Source organism: Streptomyces sp. MJM8645 (assembly GCF_001625365.1).
Taxonomy (GTDB): domain Bacteria; phylum Actinomycetota; class Actinomycetes; order Streptomycetales; family Streptomycetaceae; genus Kitasatospora.
In genome coordinates this window covers 903,274-921,945 of the sequence record NZ_LJJF01000002.1, presented here as the reverse complement: position 1 = coordinate 921,945, position 18,672 = coordinate 903,274, and the positions used below count along the sequence as shown (strand labels likewise).

Genomic DNA, 18,672 nt, shown 5'->3' with positions numbered 1-18,672 from the left:
TGGCGCCTCGTGGCGCACCCACGCGCTACGACAAGCTGGCGGTCCGATTCGAGGCGACCGTGCTGGTGGCAGCGATCAACGAGTGGCTATGACCCTGTCGTACGAGAACCGCGTCAGCGCGCTCGTTCGGTAGCCAAGATCATCCCGTGGCGGTTATCTGGCGTACGTGGGTCATGCCCCACGTGTATTCGGGCAGGAGGTCGGCGACGGCGGCGTGGAGGGCTCCGTGAGGGCCGCGGGGCGGGCCGCGCTGCCGCCGTGCTCGCGCGCGGCCCACCGGGAGGCCCTGGCCCGCAGTGCGAGCGGGCCCCCGGTGGGGCAGGTCGTTCAGCTGACCGCCGGGGGAGGGTTCAGTCCTCCTCGGTCTTGGTGAGGAAGTCCACGCCGTCCCAGAGTCGCCGCTCCTGGGAACGGGGGTCGTTGACGACCTCGTTGGCCGAGGTGTCGTCCTTGGCGAAGGTCATGACCGGGCGGTCGACGGCGTCGTAGGCGGGCCAGTCGGCGCCGGGCTTGCCGGTGCGCGCGAACGCGATCCAGTGCGAGCGGATCGTCTTCGCCAGGTCGGCGGGCGGGTTGGCGCCGAGGAGCTCCGTGGTCTCGGGGCCGTCGAGGTTGTCCCAGACGAACGGGAGGTCGACGATGTGGGCGGCGCCGAACGGGACGTTCGTGTCCGTGGAGGCGGGCGAGCGCCACCCGAGCTCGTAGACGTAGGCCGGGGCCGCGCCCTCCCGCTGCCGGGTCTCGGCGACGTGGTAGCTGGGGATGCGGAAGAGGCGGTCCGTCATCACGGCGGCGAAGGTCTCGGCGGGCGTGGAACGCGGGTAGACGTCCCCGGAGTTGGCCCGGTAGACGTCATACGCGTTCGCCGGCGCCCCGTAGACGGCCAGCCGTTCCTTGAGCTTGTCGGCGGGCGCGTTGACGATGTCGGCGTACGGAGCGACGAAGAAACGGTTCTCCTCCGTGGTCGTGCCGATCAGGAGCGGGATGTTCGCCCCAACGCCCTCGCGGAGGGACTCGATTGGGGCCTTGGGAACCAGGTGGTCGCCGACCACGGGAAGGAACGACATACCGCACGAGTCGATGGTGGTGTCGCCCCACGATTCGCGATCGGCGGACTCGACGACGGCGCCGTGTACCGCCTGCTGGGCCTTGACCACGTCGGCAGGGGCCTTCGGGCCGAGGTAGGCCGCGCTGGGGGAAGGGGCACCGACGGAGAGCGCGACCGCGTAGGACAGACGGCGCGCGTCCTCCACGCTCTGGCCGATGCTCGCGGTGCCGCTCTGCACGATCGCCTTGTGGAACAGGCCCTCCTCCGAGGCGATGCCGCTGGACATCAGGGCCAGGATGCTCATCGCGCCGGCCGATTCGCCGAAGACCGTGACGTTCCCCTTGTCACCGCCGAACTCGGCGATGTTCTCCTGTACCCACTCCAGAGCCGCGACCTGATCCTGCAGACCCCGGTTGGCCTCCCCGGTGTCGAGGCAGCCGAAGCCCTCCATGCCCAGCCGGTAGTTGAAGGTAACGAGCACGACTCCGTCGCGCGCGAAGGTGGATCCGTCGTAACAGGTCCCGGCAGAGGAGCCGCGCAGGAACGCGCCGCCGTGGAACCACACCATGACCGGCCGGGGATCGGCCTGCTCGCGCGGCGCCCATACGTTGACGGTCAGGACGTTGTCGCCGCCCACGAGCGCGGGATCGCCGCTCAGCAGCGTGTCGAAGATCCCGTCGGTGGCGCGGGACGGGGTGGGACCGAACGCGTTCGCCTCCAGCACGCCCTCCCAACCGAAGGAAGGCGACGGTGCCGCGTACCGTCGCGTGCCGACCGGGGGCTCCGCGTACGGGATGCCGAGGAAGCTCCCGACCCCGTTCTCGACCCGCCCCGCCACCGTGCCGGCCCCAAGCTCGACCTTCCACACCTCACTGGACACGTTCGTTCCCACCTCGTCTTCGCATCATGGAGTCGCCGTCCTCCGTGGGGATACGGGGACGGCTCACGGACATCATGATCAGAGAGCGCGAGGCAGGCGGCGGCTCACCACAGATTCACCCGATCGAGTGAATCGATCGTCGACAAGCAGCATGAACAGCGCTTTCGATACACGACCTAGGGGACCCGTCCCTCGTGATCATCGACACCCAGTCCGTCCGCGCGGCCGCCGGTGTTGCGAAGACCACGACGGGACTGGACGCGAACAAGAAGGTGTCGGGCCGCAAGCGGGGACTGGCCGTCGACGTCATGGGGCTGATCACCGGTGTCGTCGTCCTGGCCGCCTCCGCCCACGACAACGCCGCCGGCGCCGCCCTGCTCGACCGGGTCTCCGAGCGGTGCGGGATGCGTCTGGAGAAGGCCCTGGTGGACCAGGGCTTCAAGGACGAGGTCGTCATCCACGGTGCACTGCTGGACATCGACGTCGAAGTCGTCCGCCGCAACCCGGCCGACCAGGGCAAGGGCTTCGCCCCGCAGCCGAAACGGTGGGTGGTGGAGCAGACGAACGGCACCCTGATGCTGCTCGGCGCCTGGCCCGCGAGTACGACCACAGGCCCGACACCTCCGCCTCAGGCGTCTACTGGGCCTCCACCGCGAACATGACCCGCCGCCTCACCGCACCAGCCCCGGCCTGGCGCGACACCCTCGGACTGGCCGCGTGAACGTCGCCGAACTCCTGGCAGACCTCCAGAGCCGGCAGGACGAGGCCGCCGCCCAGGCAGCAGAACTACGCGCCCGGATCGAAGAGCTCGCCGCCGACCTGACCGAGACCGAAGCGCGGCTCACGGACCTGGCCACCGCCCGAAAGATCATCGCGGAGGTCACACCGGCAGGAGCCGAATCAGAACCACCCGAGACGAACACCACCTACCAGGCCATCGTGAACGCCTTCAACCAGCATCCCGACCAGGCATTCCGGGCACGCGAGCTGCACGAACTCCTCGGCATGCCCACCGAAGAGGCGTCCGTCAACATCACCCGCAGCCGCCTCGGACGCCTCACCCGCCAAGGCTTCCTCGCTCAACCCGGACGAGGCCGCTACCAGAAACGGACTTAACGTCCACTCACGCCATCCGCGTCCACCGGTTCTGTATCTCTGTCTTGTTCTCGCCCCTTGCGCCACCCGGGTGAACCCACTGGGCGCTGCGACCCGTGTGCCCCAAGTGACAGCTGGTGCCACTGATGGCACTCGCGCCTTCTTGGGGAGGGAAGTTGATGAAACGTCATGGTCGGCGCCTGGTCGCCCTGGCCGCATCGATGGCGGCCGCGGTCTCGCTCGTCGTCGCTTCGGGTGGCATGTCGGCGGCTCAGTCGGGCACCGGGGCAGCGGGTCTGCCGGGGATCGGGGGGCCGGGAACGGCGGTGAGCGCCGCGGACCGGCAGGACCTGTCGGTGAAGGCCGAGCCGGGTGGGGTTCAGTGCACGGAGGTGGCCGTGGGGTCGGCGCCTGGGAAGGCGGGTGCGGCGGCCGAGTGCGTGCAGGTCACCGACGGCCCGGCGGGTCGTAGGAGTGTTTCCGAGGCCGTCAGCAGCACGCAGGACGGTGCAGGGGCGTGCTCGATCGGCAGCGCGGGGTACTGGTCGTACGAGCGGTTCGGGTCGTGCCTGAAGGACATGACCACGACCTACACGCTGCGCGACGACAAGGGCACCGCCATCGGTTCGGCCCAGCTCAAGATCAACCTGAGCATGTCGCTGAGCGCCACGAGCTCGATGTGGACCGAACTGGTGACGGTCACCATGGTGTCCTCGACCAGCAACGTGCCGAGCCTCAACATCGCGTTCGACGCCAGCTGTACGGCGCCCTGCCAGATGGGCGCGGCCAAGCCCTGGGCGGGCGCCCGTACGCTGACGCCCGGGACGTCGGCGCAGGGTACGGTCCTGTACTCGGACTCGCCCGCCGTCGGGGCTGTCGACTCCCTGGCGAACGAGTACCACATGTACGTCACGCAGGACAACGCCATCCCCCTGCAGCCGAACGTCAACTGGACCAATCCGCGCAAGGTCCGCTGCGACAACGCCGTCCACGAGCCGGGCAAGGGCTCGCCCGGATGCGTCTACGCCGACGTCCGGCCCGACCTGTCCTACTCCCTGACGGACTACGGTGCGGCGGCCGCGACCTACGCCTTCGCACTGAACTACCTGCCCAACATGCCCAAGCAGTTCACGCGACTGAAGGGCGACAGCGAGCCGAACCGCAAGCGCACCTGCGGCGCGCAGAGCACGGTGCCGTTCGCCCAGCTGGACCCGGTCGCGTTCCCGGAGGACAGCTGCGACGAGTTCCCCTTCGCCGGGACGTACCAGGGCGGCACGAACGGCGGGCTGTGCGCCGAGATCGTCCCCCAACTCACCAACGGCAACTGGACGTTCCGTGAGACGACCGGACACCCGGTCACGTACAAGGAGTCGTGCGTGCGGGGCCACGTCCCGCTCCCGGTCAACAAGGCGGCCGGCGGGAAGTACGGCAGCTTCGTCCAGACGCAGCGCCTGATCGACACCGAGGCGTTCACCGTCTCCTGGACGACCTGACGTCCACGGGTCCCAGCCCGAACGACACCGTGGCCGCGCCCGGGGGACAGGCCCCCGGGCGCGGCCGCGGAGCCCCGACAACGAACGGCCCAGCAGAAAGAGGATCGCGACGATGACCACGCAGGACCCCTGGTGGGCGCACGACATCATCGTGTGCCTGACCTTCGCCCGCCACCGCGGCCCCGCACACGTCCTCGCCGCCTACGGGGCAGCCGCCGAACCGGTCCGGGAGCTGACGCTGCAGCAGGCCCGCACCACCCTCCCGATCGCGGAGGGAGGCGTCGTCCTGCGCACCGGTGTCCTCGGGGACGGGGAGTGGGCGTTCTGCCACGAGAGCGGCGAGCCCGAGGGCTTCAAGGAGGCCGTGCTCTCACGCCTGTCGGCAGGCACCGAGGCCGTCCAGCTGTACAGCGTCAACGGCATGACCACCCTCGAACGCTACCGGGACGGCGTACGGATCGAGTCCTTCGAGGCGGGCTTCCCGTCGACGCTGCGCAGCGGCCCGGACCACCCGCTGTGGGACGCGGTCCAGGTGCTCCCGGACCGCTCCACGGCCACGCAGGCGGCCGAGGGCGTCCAGGCGTACCTGGGCGTCCGCATCGACGGCGACGTCCTGGAAGGCCCCCTGCCCACCGCGTACCTGCCTCCGGAGCGACGGGCGCCACTCTCCTCCCGCGCCCCCGCAGCCCCGGAGGACGCGTCCTCACAGGGGCTCGGCCGCCTCCTCCCAGGGCTTCCCCCGCACCCCTAACCCGCCGGCGCAGGACGCCACCGCTCGGGACGCCACCGGCCTCGACCTCCACCCCGCCAGAATGGGGTCTGTACAGTCAAAGGCTCTGTCCCGTAATCGGTGGTGACGAAGGGTGACGTCGGTCGTTGGCATGATGTGCGTGATGTCAACGAGCTTGTGAGCGTGGTGTTTTCGGGGCTGTCGGCCCTCGTCATCGAGGGGGTGGCGGACGAGGGCGAGGTCATCCGGGTGTCGGCGCGGACGCGGGATGATCCGGTGCCGTGCCCGGTGTGTGGGCGGCCGACGGGGCGGGTGCACGGGTTCCACGGCCGGGTGGTCGCGGATGTCCCGGTGGATGGGCGGCGGGTCGTCGTCTCGGTGCGGGTCCGACGTCTGGTCTGCCCGGTGCTCGGCTGCCCACGGCAGACGTTCCGCGAGCCTGTTCGCGCAGTTGCGCGATGGTCTCGCGCACCAGCCGCTGCCGGGTGCTGATCTTCTCCAGCATGTCCCTCATGGGGTCCTCCCGCCGTCGTCGGCCCGCGCGGCGGGCGGGTCGCGCCAGCTCGCAGTGGCGGTGCGGGTCAGCCGGTGGAGCATGACGTCGGTCATCGACCAGTGGACCACCGCCACCGAACTGACGGGCAGTGCCTCGTAGTCCCGCGCCAGGCGGCGGTGCAGCATCAAGGTGCCCCACGTCTGCTCGACCACCCACCGCTTCGGCTCGGGCGTGAACCCTCGTGTGCCGGGCTCGCGCTGGACGACCTCGACATCGATGCCCAGGCGGGCGCCGTGCGCGACGACGGCGTTCTTGAATCCGGCGTCGACCCATGCCTTGGTCACGGTGGGCGCGCTCGCGGCGACCTTGTCCAGCAGCGTGATTCCGATGGCGTTGTCGTGCACGCTGGCGGCGACCACCACGACGGCGATGATCAGGCCCAGGACGTCGGTGGCGATACCCCGCTTGCGGCCCGGGCTCTTCTTGCCCGCATCCAGTCCGGTGGTTTCCTTGGGCGCGTTCGTCGAGACCCGCACGGTCTGCGAGTCCAGGACGGCAGCGGTGGGGTCCTCGTGACGTCTGCGCATCTCGCGGACCTGCCAGCGCATCAGGTCGTGGACGGTCTCGACGGTGCCATCGTCTCGCCACAGTACGAAGTAGTAGTACACCACGCTCTTCGGCGGCAGGTCGTGCGGCAGGTACCGCCACTGGCAGCCGGTGCGGGCCTGGTAGAGGATCGCGTTCACGATCTCCCGCATGTCGTAGCCGCCCTGGTGGCCGCTGACCGAGGTGTGCCGGCCCTTCCAGGCGACGATGACCGGCCCGATCAGCTCCCAGGCCTCATCCGACAGGTCACTCGGGTACGGAGCGCGTCCACCCACGCCCACCAGCGCACCGCATTTCCGGCCGATCGTGAAGTCCCAAAACCGGACAACCTGCCTTCAAGTACGACTAGACCCACCGACACTCGCAGAACACCCTCTTACAGGACGCTCAAGGCGGCACGTGGTTCGACCCGGAGAACCTGAAGCGCTGGGAGACCGAGCGACGTCTGCCCACCCCGAGGTGGCACCAGCTGCTGGCCGACGGGTACGGGCTCTCGGTGGAGGAGGTCGCCCGAGCAGTGACCACCTCGCGGCGCTGGCGCAGGCTCCACCAGCAGCCGGTCGAAGACGAAGGAGAGGAGGGTACGGCGGTGAATCGACGACAGTTTCTCGGCGCGGCGGCACTGGCGACAGGTGTCGCCGCGCTGCCCGGCATCGCGGAGGCGCGAGAGGGGATCGACGCCGGACTGTCCGGCTCCGACGCTGGCGACCTCGCCTACCTCGACGGGGCGTTCGAACGCCACCGCGGCGGCTACCACGGTCGGGCGCCCGGGGTCGTGCTGACACAGATGCGCCAGGACCTCGGTCTCCTGCAAGACGTCCTCAGCCGCCCGCACCCCGCCGGCACCCGTACCGACCTGGCCCGCACCGCGGCTGGGATCACCGGACTGGTTGCGATCATCCAGCACGACCGGGGTGACCAGCGCGACTCCCACGGCTGGTTCGCCACCGCCGAGAAGGCCGCCCGCGAGTCCGGTGATCGGCACATGCTGGCCTGGGTCCTGGCCCGGCACGCGATGGTCCCGCTGAACTACGGCGCCCCGAACGCTGCCGCGAACCTGGCTATCTGCGCTCGTCGCGAGGCAGGCCGAACCCCCACGGCCGCCGCAGCTCTGGCCGCCGCCGTCACCGCGCGCGCCCTGGCCTCCATCGGTGACCACCGAGGGGCCCTTCGCGCGGTCGCGGACGCCCGTAACATCGCCGAACACCTGAACTCCGCGCAGGCCGCCGACACCTGGTTCGGCTACCCGCTCCAGAAGCATCACGTCCACCTGTCCCAGGCGTTCACGCTGATGGGCCGCACCCGCGAGGCGAACGCCGAACAGGATGCAGCCCTCGCCCTCACCAAATCGCCGTCCGTCATGACCCGGGCCCTGCTGACCATGGACGCCGCGACCTGCCTGAGCATGGACGGCGACCCGGCCGCCGCCGCTGACATGGCCGTTGGGGTCTGGCAGCAGCTGCCAGCAGCGTTCCGGGACGGGCTGGTCCGGTCCCGCGCCGAGGCCCTTCACCGCACCCTCGCCGGCCTCGCCCGCGACCGACTCGGCGAAGCTCTCGCCAGCTGACCGACCCGGATCCGGTGGGGGCGGGCGCCGGAGGAGCCCCCACCGGGGCTCCCGCGCGGCCGGAAGCCCAACACCTCCGATGGAAGGACACTCGCGCCGCCGTTCGGCCAGACGCAGCGAGACGGGCGCGGCACCGCCGCATCGGCCGAAGGCCGATGCACCACCTGCGGCCGGCAGCTGAGAGGACGCCGACCGCACAGCATGTGAGAGATGCTGGCCGACCCCAAGAACAGCCGCTCCGCATCCCCCGGTTCGCGGGTCTCAGCCCAACCGCTCGCCAGCCGGGGCATCATGACTGCATGCAAGTTGAAGTGATATCAGCGCTTGCAGCATCAGGGGCCGCGATCCTCGGGGTGCCCGCTGCCTTGATCGTCGGCCTGCGGCAGACTCGCGCTTCCCAGCGAACTGCCGAGGTCGCCTCGCAGGCGGCCCACGATGAATGGCGCGGCAACACGCGACGAGAAGCCGCGATCACGTTCGTCCTTGCGGGGGAACAGCAGCTGGAGACGATCAGGGTTCTTAAGATCGCTGAGAAGACATTTGATTTGGACGAGGTCGCGCAAATGTGGCGGGAGCTGCTGAATGCTCTGGCTCTGGTGCGGATCGAGGGTCCGGAACCGTTCTCAGCGAAGGCTTCCCAAGCCTGGAAGACCTTGAACTCGGTCACGCTCGACGTGGTTAGCGCCCATAGGCGTCTAACTCCCGTGCTGTTATTGCGATCTGCGGCCGACCAGGGAGAATAAGCCGCGAAGATGGTCCTGAAAGAAATCAACCACCCTCGGAAAAATCCCGTGCCCGCAGCAGTCTGGGCGGCACTGAGGGAGAGCCAGCTGTTCTCTCCTAGACCTCGGCGCTGGCTCGGCGTGCTAGGCAGGACGGCCCTGGACCGCGGCCGGGCTCACGGCCGGCGGTCTCCTTTGGCGACTCGTACGCCCAGTTCCGCAGGGAACCTGTTGAATTCAGCGACTCAATTCGCGAACAGTTTGACGCGTCCACGCCTATTTTGTCGTCTCGTCGGGCCAGCATCATCGGGCGAAGGAGTGAGCACCGCGAACTGCTGTGGTCGTCTGAGTGGGAGGCCGCGGAGCAACCCCCGCGAGCGCGGGGCCGATGTCCAGGTGGGCATCGTCGCGGACCTGGTGGCGGAACAACCCCCGCGAGCGCGGGGCCGATAGACCGCGCTCGCCCAGCAGCTCGCCAGCACCGGAACAACCCCCGCGAGCGCGGGGCCGATGCTTTCTGACCTGCGGTGATTAGCGGGCGAGGGGCCTGATTGATTCAGTTCGATTGGTAGAGGGCCCGTCGAACAGTCGATGCGTTGTTGCCATCTCTCCTTGCCCCAGGGCTGGTTGTTAGTGCCGTGGCCTACGTTCTCGAAGCGTACTCGCAGGTGGAGGTTGAGACGATGGTTGAGGACCGTTGGCAGCAGCATCCGCCCGAGGTCAGGGGCTGGCTGGGCGTGCTGTGGGGTAGGTCCGTCGGGCAGAGTGGGGGCGGCGGTTGATGCCGGGTACCGTCACGGTATGACGACCAGTGACTTCGTTGTGGTGACGACGACCCATGACGACGAGACGAAGGCCCGTGAGCTCGCTTCGGCGGTGATCCGTGACCGCTTGGCCGCGTGTGCGCAGGTCTACCGTGTCCAGTCCGTCTACTGGTGGGACGGTGCGGTGCAGGACTCCGCCGAGTGGCGGGTCGACTTCAAGTCCCGGGCGAGCCTGGCCGATCGGCTGTGCGCGCGCATCGTTGAGCTGCACTCCTACGACACGCCGGAGGTCGTCGGGGTGCCGGTGATCACTGGATCGGCCGCCTATCTGGAGTGGGTGGCCGCTGAGACGCGAAGCTGATCGGCAGTTACTTCAAGGAGGCCCGGATCTCGTCTCGAAAGGCCTGGGCCGCCGACGATGCCGGGAGCTGGTCGGCCCTCACCTCCCTGTGGGACCAGGCCAGCGCGAGCGCGGCCCACACGGACAGGCTGCTCGCGGAGGCCGGCGTCCGACAGGCCGGAGCGGTCCCCATGGAGGAGGCCAGCCAGTGGGTGCGAGACGCCACCACCACCATGGACCAGGCCCGGCAAGACGGCACGCTGCGGCTCTGCGCGCACCTGACCAGCATCCAGCCCATGGCGCTGCTGACCGAAGACCCGCGCCGAGTCGTCTGCTGGTCCTGCTACACCGAGGCCCGAGCGACTCGGACCTGTTCGACCCGAGGGTCTCCGGCGGGTTCGGCGTCGCTGCCGGGCGGTGTCGAGTCAATCGTGCGCGGCCCCGCGGTGCTGTACTCGCGGGTGATCTGTGCGCCGTGTGCGGACCTCGGCCATCCGGTGGGGACGTTCGGCAACGGGTGGGGCTGAGGCCCCATCATGGGTGACCCGGCAGGACAGTCACAGAGAGGACACCATGAGCGCCACCATCCCCCCTAAACGCCAGGGTGCTTGGAGTCGGGGCCGCCGTGAGACCGCGGGCCCAAACCGCGGGCGGCACCCCCTGATGCCGCCGCCGGGCGAGATCCCGATCCCGGCGGACGAGGAGATCGAGGAGGACGACATGACCCCGCAGAAGGACCCCAGTGGCGGTTCGGGCGGAATCGGTGGCCCGAAGGCACCGCCGGCGGCACCGAAGACCCCGCCGCCGCCGGCCGACCCGCCGCCGAACCCCGAGAAGTGACTCCCCGGTCGGCCGTACGGTGGTGCGGCCGGCCAGTGCTACTCGTCGAGGAACAGGCGCCAGAGCGGGATCCCGATCGCGCGGGCGATCGCGCTGAGCTGGTCGAGCGTGGGCGGGTCGAGGCCGGAGCAATCCCCGCGAGCGCGGGGCCGACCCGAAGGTCGCCTGGATGTGGAGCATGAAGTCGGAGCAATCCCCGCGAGCGCGGGGCCGACCCGCCGTCAGCTCGGCCGCCTTGGCCCGCTCACGAGCAATCCCCGCGAGCGCGGGGCCGATTACTGGCAGGGCCAACGACGACGGCCCGGGCAGGAGCAATCCCCGCGAGCGCGGGGCCGATGCTTTCTGACCTGCGGTGATTAGCGGCAGAAGGGCCTGATTGATTCAGTTCGATCGGATGGCAGCCCGGAGGGGATTCGATGTATGACCGTCATATTTCTTTGCTCCGAGGCGAGTTGTCAGTGCCGTGTCCTACGCTCTCGAAGCGTATCTGCACGTGGAGGTTGAGACGATGGTTGAGGGTCGTTGGCAGTGGTACCCGCCCGAGGTCAGGGGGTGGCTGGGTGCGCTGTGGGGTAAGTCTGCCGGGCGGGCTGGGGGGACGGCCAACCTTCTGCTGTCGCACATGCTGGACACTGCGGCGGTGGCCGAGATTGTCTGGGACCGCTACCTGCCGCCGGTGACGCGGTGGCGTCTGGACGCTCTGGCGGGGGGTGCGGGTAAGGGGCGGCGTCTGTTCGCCTGGTTGTGCGGGATTCATGACTGTGGCAAGGCCACCCCGGCGTTTCAGCATCTCGATGCCGCCGGCGAGGCCGCGGTCCGTCAAGCGGGGCTCACCTGGGACAAGTACGCGGTGAAGGGCTCGTCTTGGCGGCATGACAAGGCCGGTGGCCGGGTGCTGAGGGCGTTGCTCACCAAAGCGAAGTGGTCGCAGGAGCAGGTCGGTTGGGTCTGGCCGCTGGTCGCCGGCCACCACGGGCTGATTCCGACGCTGGGGCAGCTGAGTCCGCCGAAGAAGAACGAAAAGCTGCAAGGTAGCAGCCGCCCCTGGAAGCTGGCTCAGTCGGCGCTGGTGGAGGTGTTCTCGCGGGAGCTCGGCTATGAGGGGGAGTCGCCGCTGGCCGCGGTGGAGCCGGTGCTGGTGCCGAGTCGGGCGGCGCAGCTTCAGCTGTCCGGTTTCGTGGTGATGGCGGACTGGATCGCCAGCGACGAGCGGCACTTCACGGGTGTGTCCGATCTGGCGAAGGTGACGTTGCATCAAGCGCGGAGGCGGGCCACGGCGGCGTGGTCGAGGCTCGAACTGCGCGGTGGATGGGGGGCGTTGGCGGCGCCCGGCCCGGAGACGTTCCGGGACCGGTTCGGCCACGGGACCAGGCCTTCGCAGGAGTTGGTCCTCGACGCGGTGCGTCGGATGGGCGGGCCCGGTCTGGTGATCGTCGAGGCGCCGATGGGGGAGGGGAAGACGAAGGCGGCGCTGGCGGCGGCCGAGCTGCTGGCAGCGCGTCACGGTGCGGACGGGGCGTTCCTGGGCATGCCGACCCAGGCGACGGCGGACCCGATGTTCACCCAGGTCCGGTCGTGGCTGCGCGAGGTCGGCGACGGGCTGGAGGGCCAGGTCGCGCTGCTGCACGGCAAGCGGATGTTCAACAAGGAGTGGCGCGGCCTGCTGGAGGGCGCGGGGGAGTGGGGGCAGGACGCCGACGACCCCTTCGCTTCAGTGGGGGAGGACGAGTTCGGTATGCAGACCGACTGCTTCGACGGCTGCACGGACGGGGAGCGCCGGGCCCCCGCCGAGTGGTTCCTCGGCCGCCGCCGGGGGTTGCTGAGCCCGTTCGCGGTCGGCACCATCGACCAGCTCCTGTACGCCGCGACCCGTACCAAGCACGTGATGCTGCGGATGGCCGGCCTGGTGGGCAAGGTCGTGATCCTCGACGAGGTCCACGCCGCCGACGTCTACATGTCGCAGTTCCTGCTGGAGGGCCTGTGGTGGCTCGGGCAGGCCGGCGTGCCGGTGGTGCTGCTGTCGGCGACGCTGCCGCCGGAGCAGCGGCGTCGTCTGGTCGCCGCCTACCTGGCCGGTACGCAGTCGGCGGAGGCCTCGGCGGAGGCCTCGGCGGCCCCGGAGCTGCCCGAGCCGGAGGGCTATCCGAGCGTCACGGCGGCCTGGGCGGGGCCGGACGGGCGGCCGGAAGTGCTGGTGGAGAGCACCGCATCCTGGCGTGAGGACCTTCAGGTGCGGGTCGAGGTGCTCGATGAACAGCTGACGCGGACCGACGCCCAAGTCGCGCAGGATGCCGCCGTGGTCGACTATCTGAGGGAGCGGCTGGTCGACGGCGGGTGCGTGCTGGTCATCCGGAACACCGTGGCCCGCGCCCAGTCCACGTTCGAGGCCCTCCGCAAGGAGTTCGGCGCTGATGTCCGGCTCCTGCACGGGCGCCTGCACGCCGGCCACCGGGCGGACCGTACGCAGGAGGTGCTGAAGCTCCTCGGACCACCGGCCGAGGGATCCGGGCGTCCCGGCAGGATGATCGTCGTCGCGACCCAGCTCGCGGAGCAGTCCTTCGACGTCGACGCCGATCTGCTGATCACCGACCTCGCTCCGATGGACCTGCTCCTCCAGCGCATCGGACGCCTCCACCGCCACGACGGCGTGCAGCGCCCCCGCCGGCTGTCCCGGCCCACCGTTGTCATCACCGGTATCCGCCTCGACGACGACGGCGTGCCGCAGATCCTGCGCGACTCCGAGGGGATCTACGGCCGCTACCTCCTGCTGCGCACGGCCGCCGAGGTCGAACGGGCGGCGAAGGCCGACGCAGGCGCGTGGAGCATCCCAGGCCAGGTGCCGGACCTGGTCGCCCGGGTCTACGGCACCGATCCCGTCGTCCCGGCGGAGTGGGCCGAGGCCGAGGCGCAGGCGCGACAGGACTGGGAGAAGCGGCAGGCCAAACGCCGCGAGGAAGCCGCCCAGTACGTCCTGACCCGCGCCGGGGAACACGGTTCGCAGACTCTGGCCGGTCTGCACTACGGAGCCCACGGCACGCTGGCAGAGGGGCAGTTCGAGGCACTCGTCCGGGACGGGGACCGGAGCGTCGAGGTCGTGCTGATGTGCCGCACCGGGGAAGACTTCCACGCGATGACGGGCCGCAAGCTCGGCCCCAACGGGACGGTCGCGGCCGAGATGGTGGACGACGTGCTCTCCGGGACGGTGCGCCTGCCCACCAAACTGACAATGGTCGCCGAGCAGGCGCTCGGTCCGCTGTCGGGCTGGCGCGACCATCCATGGCTGCGATACAGCCTGGCCCTCGAACTCGACGAGCGCGGGGACGCCGCCCTCGGTGACTTCCAACTGCGCTACGACGACCTGCTCGGCCTCGTGGTGAGCGGAGGGCCCCAGCGCGCCCCAGTACCGATAAAGGCGAGGGGGTGAGTCGAACAGGCGTCGCCCCACCCCCTCAACCCCGCGACCGCGGGGCCGACTTGCGGCCGACCAGGGCCGGAAAACATGGCCACGGGCCATCCCCGCGCACCAAAGCAGGCGGGGCCGGGGGCAATTCAAGCATTCACCCCACAACAGGCATCCGCCGGTGCCACGATGAACCAGCAACAAGCTAAACATGGCTAGTTGGGAGATCAGCGCGTGCCTGGGTACAACCTTGTCGACGAACCGTGGCTGACGGTACGACCCGTCGGTGGCGGGCCCCCCGTGCAGGTGGGGATCGCTGGGGCCCTGGCCCGGGCCCACGAGTTCGAGGGCCTCGTCGTCGAGTTCTCCACGCAGCTGCCGGCCGTCCTGCGCCAGGTCCTGCTGCCCGTCGTCGCCGACGCCACCGGCGCGCCCCAGAACCCCGGGGAGAAGGGTGAGCGGCTCACCCGGGAGAGCGGCGGATTCACGAAGGACGAGCTGGGCAGCCTGGAGACCTACCTCGCCGATCACCGGGCGAAGTTCGACCTCTTCGACCCCGCCGCCCCGTTCGGGCAGGTCGCCGGGCTGCGCACCGCCAAGGACGAGACGAAGGGCTCCGCCGCCCTGGTGGCGACCGCGGCGAGCGGCAACAACGTCCCGCTGTTCGGCACCCGTACCGACGCGGACCCGCTCGACCTGACGCCGGCCCAGGCCGCCCACTGGCTCGTGCACGCCCACTGCTGGGACACCGCGGCGATCAAGACCGGCGTCGTCGGCGATGACCAGGTCAAGGCGGGCAAGACGACCGGGAACCCCACCGGCCCGCTCGGCCAGCTCGGCGTCATCATCCCCACCGGGCGCACCCTGTACGAGACCCTCCTGCTGAACCTTCCGCTCACCCCGCCCGACAACCTCGGCCTCCCGCAGTGGAGACGCGGCCCGCACGGCCCCGCCTGGCAGCCCCGCGCGGCCGAAGGCCTCCTCGACCTGTGGACCTGGCAGGCCCGGCGGATCCGCCTCATCCCGCACCAGGACGAGGCCGGGCAGCTGAAGGTGGCCCGGGTCGTCATCAGCGCGGGGGACCGGCTGACGCCCATGCCCGAGCAGGAGCCCCACACCGCCTGGACCTTCACCGCCCCCGCCAAGAAGTCCGCCTCCGCCCTGCCCGAGCGCAGGCCGCGCCGCCACACCCAGGGCAAGGCCGCCTGGCGCGGTCTGGAGGCCCTTCTCACGCCCACTCGCCAGGGCCCCGACGGCGGCTTCGAGACCAGCATCCTGCTCGACCAGATCAGCGCCCTGCAAGAGGACGACCGACTCCCCGCCGACTACCCGCTGCAGGTCGAGACCTTCGGCATGGTCTACGGCACCCAGTCCGCGATCGTCGAGGACGTCATCCACGACGCCATCCCCCTGCCGCTGCTCGCCCTCCAGCAGGACAGCGAGGCCCAGCTGCTCCTCCTGGACGTCGCCGAGCAGGCGGAACGACTCGCCCAGGCCGTCAGCAACCTCTCCGCCGACCTGCGCCGGGCCGCCGGAACGGACCCCATCCCCTGGGACAAGGGCCAGCGACCGGGCGAACTCCTCCTGCACACCCTCGACCCCCTGGTGCGCCGCCTGCTCGCCGGCGTCTGCACCGCCGGCGCGGACGACGAGGCCCTGGAGCGGGGCCGGCTCGCCTGGGAACAACTCGCCCACCGCCAGGCGTGGGACGTGGCGAACACGCTCCTGCTGGCCGCACCCGCCACCACCTTCGGCGGCCGCACGATCAGCCAGGGCGGCAAGGCGGGCAAGACGCAGACCTACCGGCTCGGCACCGCGGGCGCCAACTTCCGGCGCCGGCTCGACGAGATCCTTCCCCGGTACGCCGACGCCGTACGGGAAGCGGCCGCCGCGCGGGCGGCCGAGACCGGCCCCGCCCTCGACCACGACCCCGGAGCGGACTTTGACGACTGAGCACACCGCCGGCGCCGCCGCTGAGCACGCCACCCCCGCTGAGCACGCCGCCCCCGCTGAGCGCAACACCGCCGCCGCCCGACGGCGCCGGTACTGGGACGAGTTCACCGGCCCCGACCACAACTGGCGGTACGACCCCCGCACCAAGCAACCACGCCGGCCGCCCGGCGAGGACCTGGCGGCCCTGCGCTCCGGCCTCGGGCGCCCGGTCATGGACAGCCCCAAGATGTGGCCGCTCTACAGCTGCGAGGTCAACGACGTCCTCGCGCTGCGCGACGAGGTGTCCGACGAGCAGAAGGCCGAGCACGCCGCGCTGGCTCTCTACGGCCTGCACCAGCAGAGCCAGTCCAAGCCGATGCACCGCCGTGGCGTCAAGCTCGGGGAGGCACTGCGAGTGCTGCGCCGCAGCGGCAAGGTCAGCGAGGAGGCGCTCGACACCCGGGTCGCGCAACTCGCGGGCGCCACCAGCGTGTCCGCGCTGCTGGTCCACCTGCGTGGCCTGATCACCCAACTGCGTTCCATCACGCAGCCGTTGGACTACAGCCACCTGATGGCCGACATCCAGGCCTGGCACAGCACGGACCGGCGCCCGCAGGTCCGTCTCAAGTGGGCGATCGGCTACCAGGCGTGGAAGGACAAGACGCCCACCGACTGAGCGCCCGACACACCCGGACCACCACCCCCGAGGAGAAGCGCATGACCGCCCGCCTCTACATCGACGTCCACATCCTGCAGACCGTCCCGCCGGGCAACCTCAACCGGGACGACAACGGCAACCCCAAGGAGGCGTATTTCGGCGGCAAGCGCCGCTCGCGCGTCTCCTCCCAGGCCTGGAAGCGCGCCACCCGCATCCACTTCGCCGATAGCCGCGACCGGCAGGACCTCGCCACCCGCACCAAGCGGATCGCCGCCCAGCTCGCCAAGGGCATCGCCGAGCGTGCCGGCATCGAGGCCGAGGGCGCGCAGCGGATCGCCGACGCCCTGATCAAGTCGACCGGGATCTCCGCCGGCAAGAAGGAGGGCGACACCGCCTACCTCCTCTTCTACGGGCGCCGCCAGCTGGACGGCATCGTCGACCTGGTCGCCGACACCGCCGCCGACCTCGCCGCCCTCGACGCCAAGGCATTGGAGGAGGCCGTCAAGGCGCTGCCGGTCAAGGAGCAGTTGCAGAGCGGGCACCCGGCCGACGTCGCGCTCTTCGGCCGGATGGTCGCCGACATCCCCGGCCTGAACGTCGACGCCGCCACCCAGGTGGCGCACGCGATCTCCACCCACGCCGCCGAACTCGAATTCGACTACTACACGGCTGTAGACGACGAGAACACCGCCGAGGAGACCGGCGCCGGCATGATCGGCACCATCGGCTTCAACTCCGCCACCCTCTACCGCTACGCGACCGTGGGCCTGCACCAGCTGCGCGGCAACCTCGGCGACGACAAGGCCGCCGTCGACGCCGTCGACCTGTTCGTCGACTCCTTCGCCCGGTCCATGCCCACCGGCTACGGCAACTCGTTCGCGCACCGCACCCGCCCCAGCCTGGTGGCCGTCGTCGTACGCGCCGACCAGCCCGTGAACCTCGTGTCCGCGTACGAGAACCCCGTCCCGGCGAGCCGGGGCATCGTCGCCGAGTCCGCGCGCCGGCTCGCCGTGGAGTTCGCCACCGCCACCGAGCAGTGGGGAGACAGCCCGCTGTACGTCGGCATCTGCCACACCCTCGGTGCAGACACCGGCGCCGACGAGCCCGCGCAGCAGCTGGCGGAGGCCTTCGGCGCGAACCGCACCTTCACCGAGCTGCGCGACGGCCTGCGCACCGCCCTCACCGAGCGGGTGAACGACAACTGATGCCCGCCGACCCGACCCCCGTACCGGCCCCGGACCCGCAGGGCGAGGACCAGGCGGTCCTCGTCCTGCGCCTGGCCGGCCCGCTCCAGTCCTGGGGCGACCGCAGCGCCTTCAACCGCCGCGACACCCCGCCCCAGCCGACCAAGTCCGGCGTCGTCGGCCTGCTCGCCGCCGCCGCCGGACTTCCCCGCGAAGCGGACATCACCGGCCTGGTCGGCCTGCGCCTGGGCGTGCGCATCGACCAGCCCGGAACGCTGCTGCGCGACTACCACACCGTCAGCGACTACCGGGGCCGCCCGCTGCCGCAGAGCGGCGTCAACGCCAAGGGCGTCCAGAAGCCGACCTCCCCGGCCAAGGACACCCACGTCACCCACCGCTACTACCTCCAGGACGCGGTGTTCGTCGCCGCCGTCCAGGGCCCGGCCGGCCTCGTCGCGACGCTCGCCGAGGCGATCCGCCGCCCCGCCTTCCCGCTCGCCCTCGGCCGCCGCTCCTGCGTCCCCACCCAGCCGATCGCCCTCGGCACCGTGCGCACCGGAGCCCTGGAGGACGTGCTGGCGGACGAGCCCTGGCAGGCGGGCACCGCCGCCAAGGCCGCCTACCGCCGACGGGCCGAACGCGGTCCGGATCCGTTCTCGCCCCACCGGATCGACCTGGCCGCGACCTTCGACGACCCGGCCGGCGACGACACCTTGCAGGACGTCCCGCGCTCCTTCGCGCCCCGCGAACGCGGCTTCACCACCCGGCGGATCCGCCACGCCTGGCTCAACGTCCCCACCGGCCTCGCCCCGTCCGCCCTGTCTGCCGCGTCCATCCCGCGCACCCCGCCCACCACGACCGCCCAACCGGCCACTGCGGCCGGCGGCCACGACCCGTTCGCCCTGCTGGGCTGGTGA

At 70.6% G+C, this 18,672-nt stretch carries 16 protein-coding genes, 2 pseudogenes and 1 CRISPR repeat array; of the genes and pseudogenes, 15 read left to right on the top strand and 3 right to left on the bottom strand.

What is annotated here, in order from left to right; all coding sequences use genetic code 11:
• Window positions 1-350 precede the first annotated feature (350 nt).
• The gene (locus A6F73_RS34655; protein WP_063352768.1) at window positions 351-1,928 is read right to left on the bottom strand and encodes a carboxylesterase family protein; all 1,578 of its coding nucleotides are present in this window, start codon (window positions 1,926-1,928) and stop codon (window positions 351-353) included.
• Window positions 1,929-2,104: 176 nt separating this feature from the next.
• Between A6F73_RS34655 and A6F73_RS34650 the strand changes: the two are divergent.
• Window positions 2,105-2,649, top strand: a pseudogene (locus A6F73_RS34650) (transposase); the annotation flags it as partial.
• Complete coding sequence (locus A6F73_RS34645) at window positions 2,646-3,044, top strand: hypothetical protein (protein ID WP_208869246.1); 399 nt, start codon at window positions 2,646-2,648, stop codon at window positions 3,042-3,044. The pseudogene A6F73_RS34650 and the gene A6F73_RS34645, both read left to right, overlap by 4 nt.
• Before the next feature lie 358 nt (window positions 3,045-3,402).
• Here A6F73_RS34645 and A6F73_RS34640 read toward each other — a convergent pair whose 3' ends face one another.
• Window positions 3,403-3,603, bottom strand: coding sequence for a hypothetical protein (locus A6F73_RS34640; protein WP_063352310.1), 201 nt, complete (start codon window positions 3,601-3,603; stop codon window positions 3,403-3,405).
• Between A6F73_RS34640 and A6F73_RS34635 the strand changes: the two genes are divergently transcribed.
• The 3 genes and pseudogenes from A6F73_RS34635 to A6F73_RS39975 form a co-directional block, all read left to right on the top strand.
• Window positions 3,602-4,516 (top strand): hypothetical protein, encoded by a 915-nt coding sequence (locus A6F73_RS34635; RefSeq protein ID WP_063352309.1) that lies wholly within the window; start codon window positions 3,602-3,604, stop codon window positions 4,514-4,516. The two genes, A6F73_RS34640 and A6F73_RS34635, sit on opposite strands and share 2 nt — an antisense overlap.
• A 112-nt stretch (window positions 4,517-4,628) precedes the next feature.
• Window positions 4,629-5,267: a DUF6461 domain-containing protein gene (locus A6F73_RS34630; RefSeq protein WP_063352308.1), complete on the top strand. Its 639-nt coding sequence runs from the start codon at window positions 4,629-4,631 to the stop codon at window positions 5,265-5,267.
• A gap of 165 nt (window positions 5,268-5,432) precedes the next feature.
• A pseudogene (locus tag A6F73_RS39975) lies at window positions 5,433-5,690 on the top strand (transposase family protein); the annotation flags it as partial.
• A 66-nt stretch (window positions 5,691-5,756) separates the two neighbouring features.
• Here A6F73_RS39975 and A6F73_RS34625 read toward each other — a convergent pair.
• Window positions 5,757-6,623 carry an IS5 family transposase gene (locus tag A6F73_RS34625; RefSeq protein ID WP_063352766.1) on the bottom strand — a complete coding sequence of 289 codons (867 nt, stop codon included), beginning with the start codon at window positions 6,621-6,623 and terminating at the stop codon, window positions 5,757-5,759.
• Between the two features lie 314 nt (window positions 6,624-6,937).
• On the opposite strand from A6F73_RS34625, the gene A6F73_RS34620 reads away from it, so the two are divergent.
• The 10 genes from A6F73_RS34620 to cas5e all read left to right on the top strand — a co-directional run bounded on the left by A6F73_RS34620 (window position 6,938) and on the right by cas5e (window position 18,672).
• Window positions 6,938-7,915, top strand: a complete 978-nt coding sequence (locus tag A6F73_RS34620; RefSeq protein WP_244293813.1) for a twin-arginine translocation signal domain-containing protein — start codon at window positions 6,938-6,940, stop codon at window positions 7,913-7,915.
• Window positions 7,916-8,214: 299 nt separating this feature from the next.
• Entirely contained in the window at window positions 8,215-8,658 is a 444-nt protein-coding gene (locus tag A6F73_RS34615) for a hypothetical protein (RefSeq protein ID WP_159398695.1), read from the top strand.
• A gap of 780 nt (window positions 8,659-9,438) precedes the next feature.
• Entirely contained in the window at window positions 9,439-9,762 is a 324-nt protein-coding gene (gene cutA / locus A6F73_RS34610; RefSeq protein ID WP_063352305.1) for a divalent-cation tolerance protein CutA, read from the top strand.
• Window positions 9,763-9,932: 170 nt separating this feature from the next.
• Window positions 9,933-10,268: a hypothetical protein gene (locus A6F73_RS34605; protein ID WP_063352304.1), complete on the top strand. Its 336-nt coding sequence runs from the start codon at window positions 9,933-9,935 to the stop codon at window positions 10,266-10,268.
• Between the two features lie 46 nt (window positions 10,269-10,314).
• On the top strand, window positions 10,315-10,581 hold the full coding sequence (locus A6F73_RS41950; protein ID WP_159398694.1) for a hypothetical protein: 267 nt from the start codon (window positions 10,315-10,317) through the stop codon (window positions 10,579-10,581).
• Between the two features lie 125 nt (window positions 10,582-10,706).
• A CRISPR array of direct repeats spans window positions 10,707-10,917; the repeat unit is 28 nt; unit sequence GGAGCAATCCCCGCGAGCGCGGGGCCGA.
• A gap of 172 nt (window positions 10,918-11,089) precedes the next feature.
• Window positions 11,090-14,005 (top strand): CRISPR-associated helicase/endonuclease Cas3, encoded by a 2,916-nt coding sequence (locus tag A6F73_RS34600; protein WP_063352765.1) that lies wholly within the window; start codon window positions 11,090-11,092, stop codon window positions 14,003-14,005.
• 210 nt (window positions 14,006-14,215) lie between these two features.
• Window positions 14,216-15,934 carry a type I-E CRISPR-associated protein Cse1/CasA gene (casA, locus tag A6F73_RS34595; RefSeq protein WP_063352303.1) on the top strand — a complete coding sequence of 573 codons (1,719 nt, stop codon included), beginning with the start codon at window positions 14,216-14,218 and terminating at the stop codon, window positions 15,932-15,934.
• Window positions 15,924-16,589, top strand: coding sequence for a type I-E CRISPR-associated protein Cse2/CasB (casB, locus tag A6F73_RS34590; RefSeq protein WP_079136514.1), 666 nt, complete (start codon window positions 15,924-15,926; stop codon window positions 16,587-16,589). Before casA ends, casB begins: the two co-directional genes overlap by 11 nt.
• 41 nt (window positions 16,590-16,630) lie before the next feature.
• On the top strand, window positions 16,631-17,776 hold the full coding sequence (cas7e, locus tag A6F73_RS34585) for a type I-E CRISPR-associated protein Cas7/Cse4/CasC (protein ID WP_063352302.1): 1,146 nt from the start codon (window positions 16,631-16,633) through the stop codon (window positions 17,774-17,776).
• Window positions 17,776-18,672: a type I-E CRISPR-associated protein Cas5/CasD gene (gene cas5e / locus A6F73_RS34580; protein WP_063352301.1), complete on the top strand. Its 897-nt coding sequence runs from the start codon at window positions 17,776-17,778 to the stop codon at window positions 18,670-18,672. Before cas7e ends, cas5e begins: the two co-directional genes overlap by 1 nt.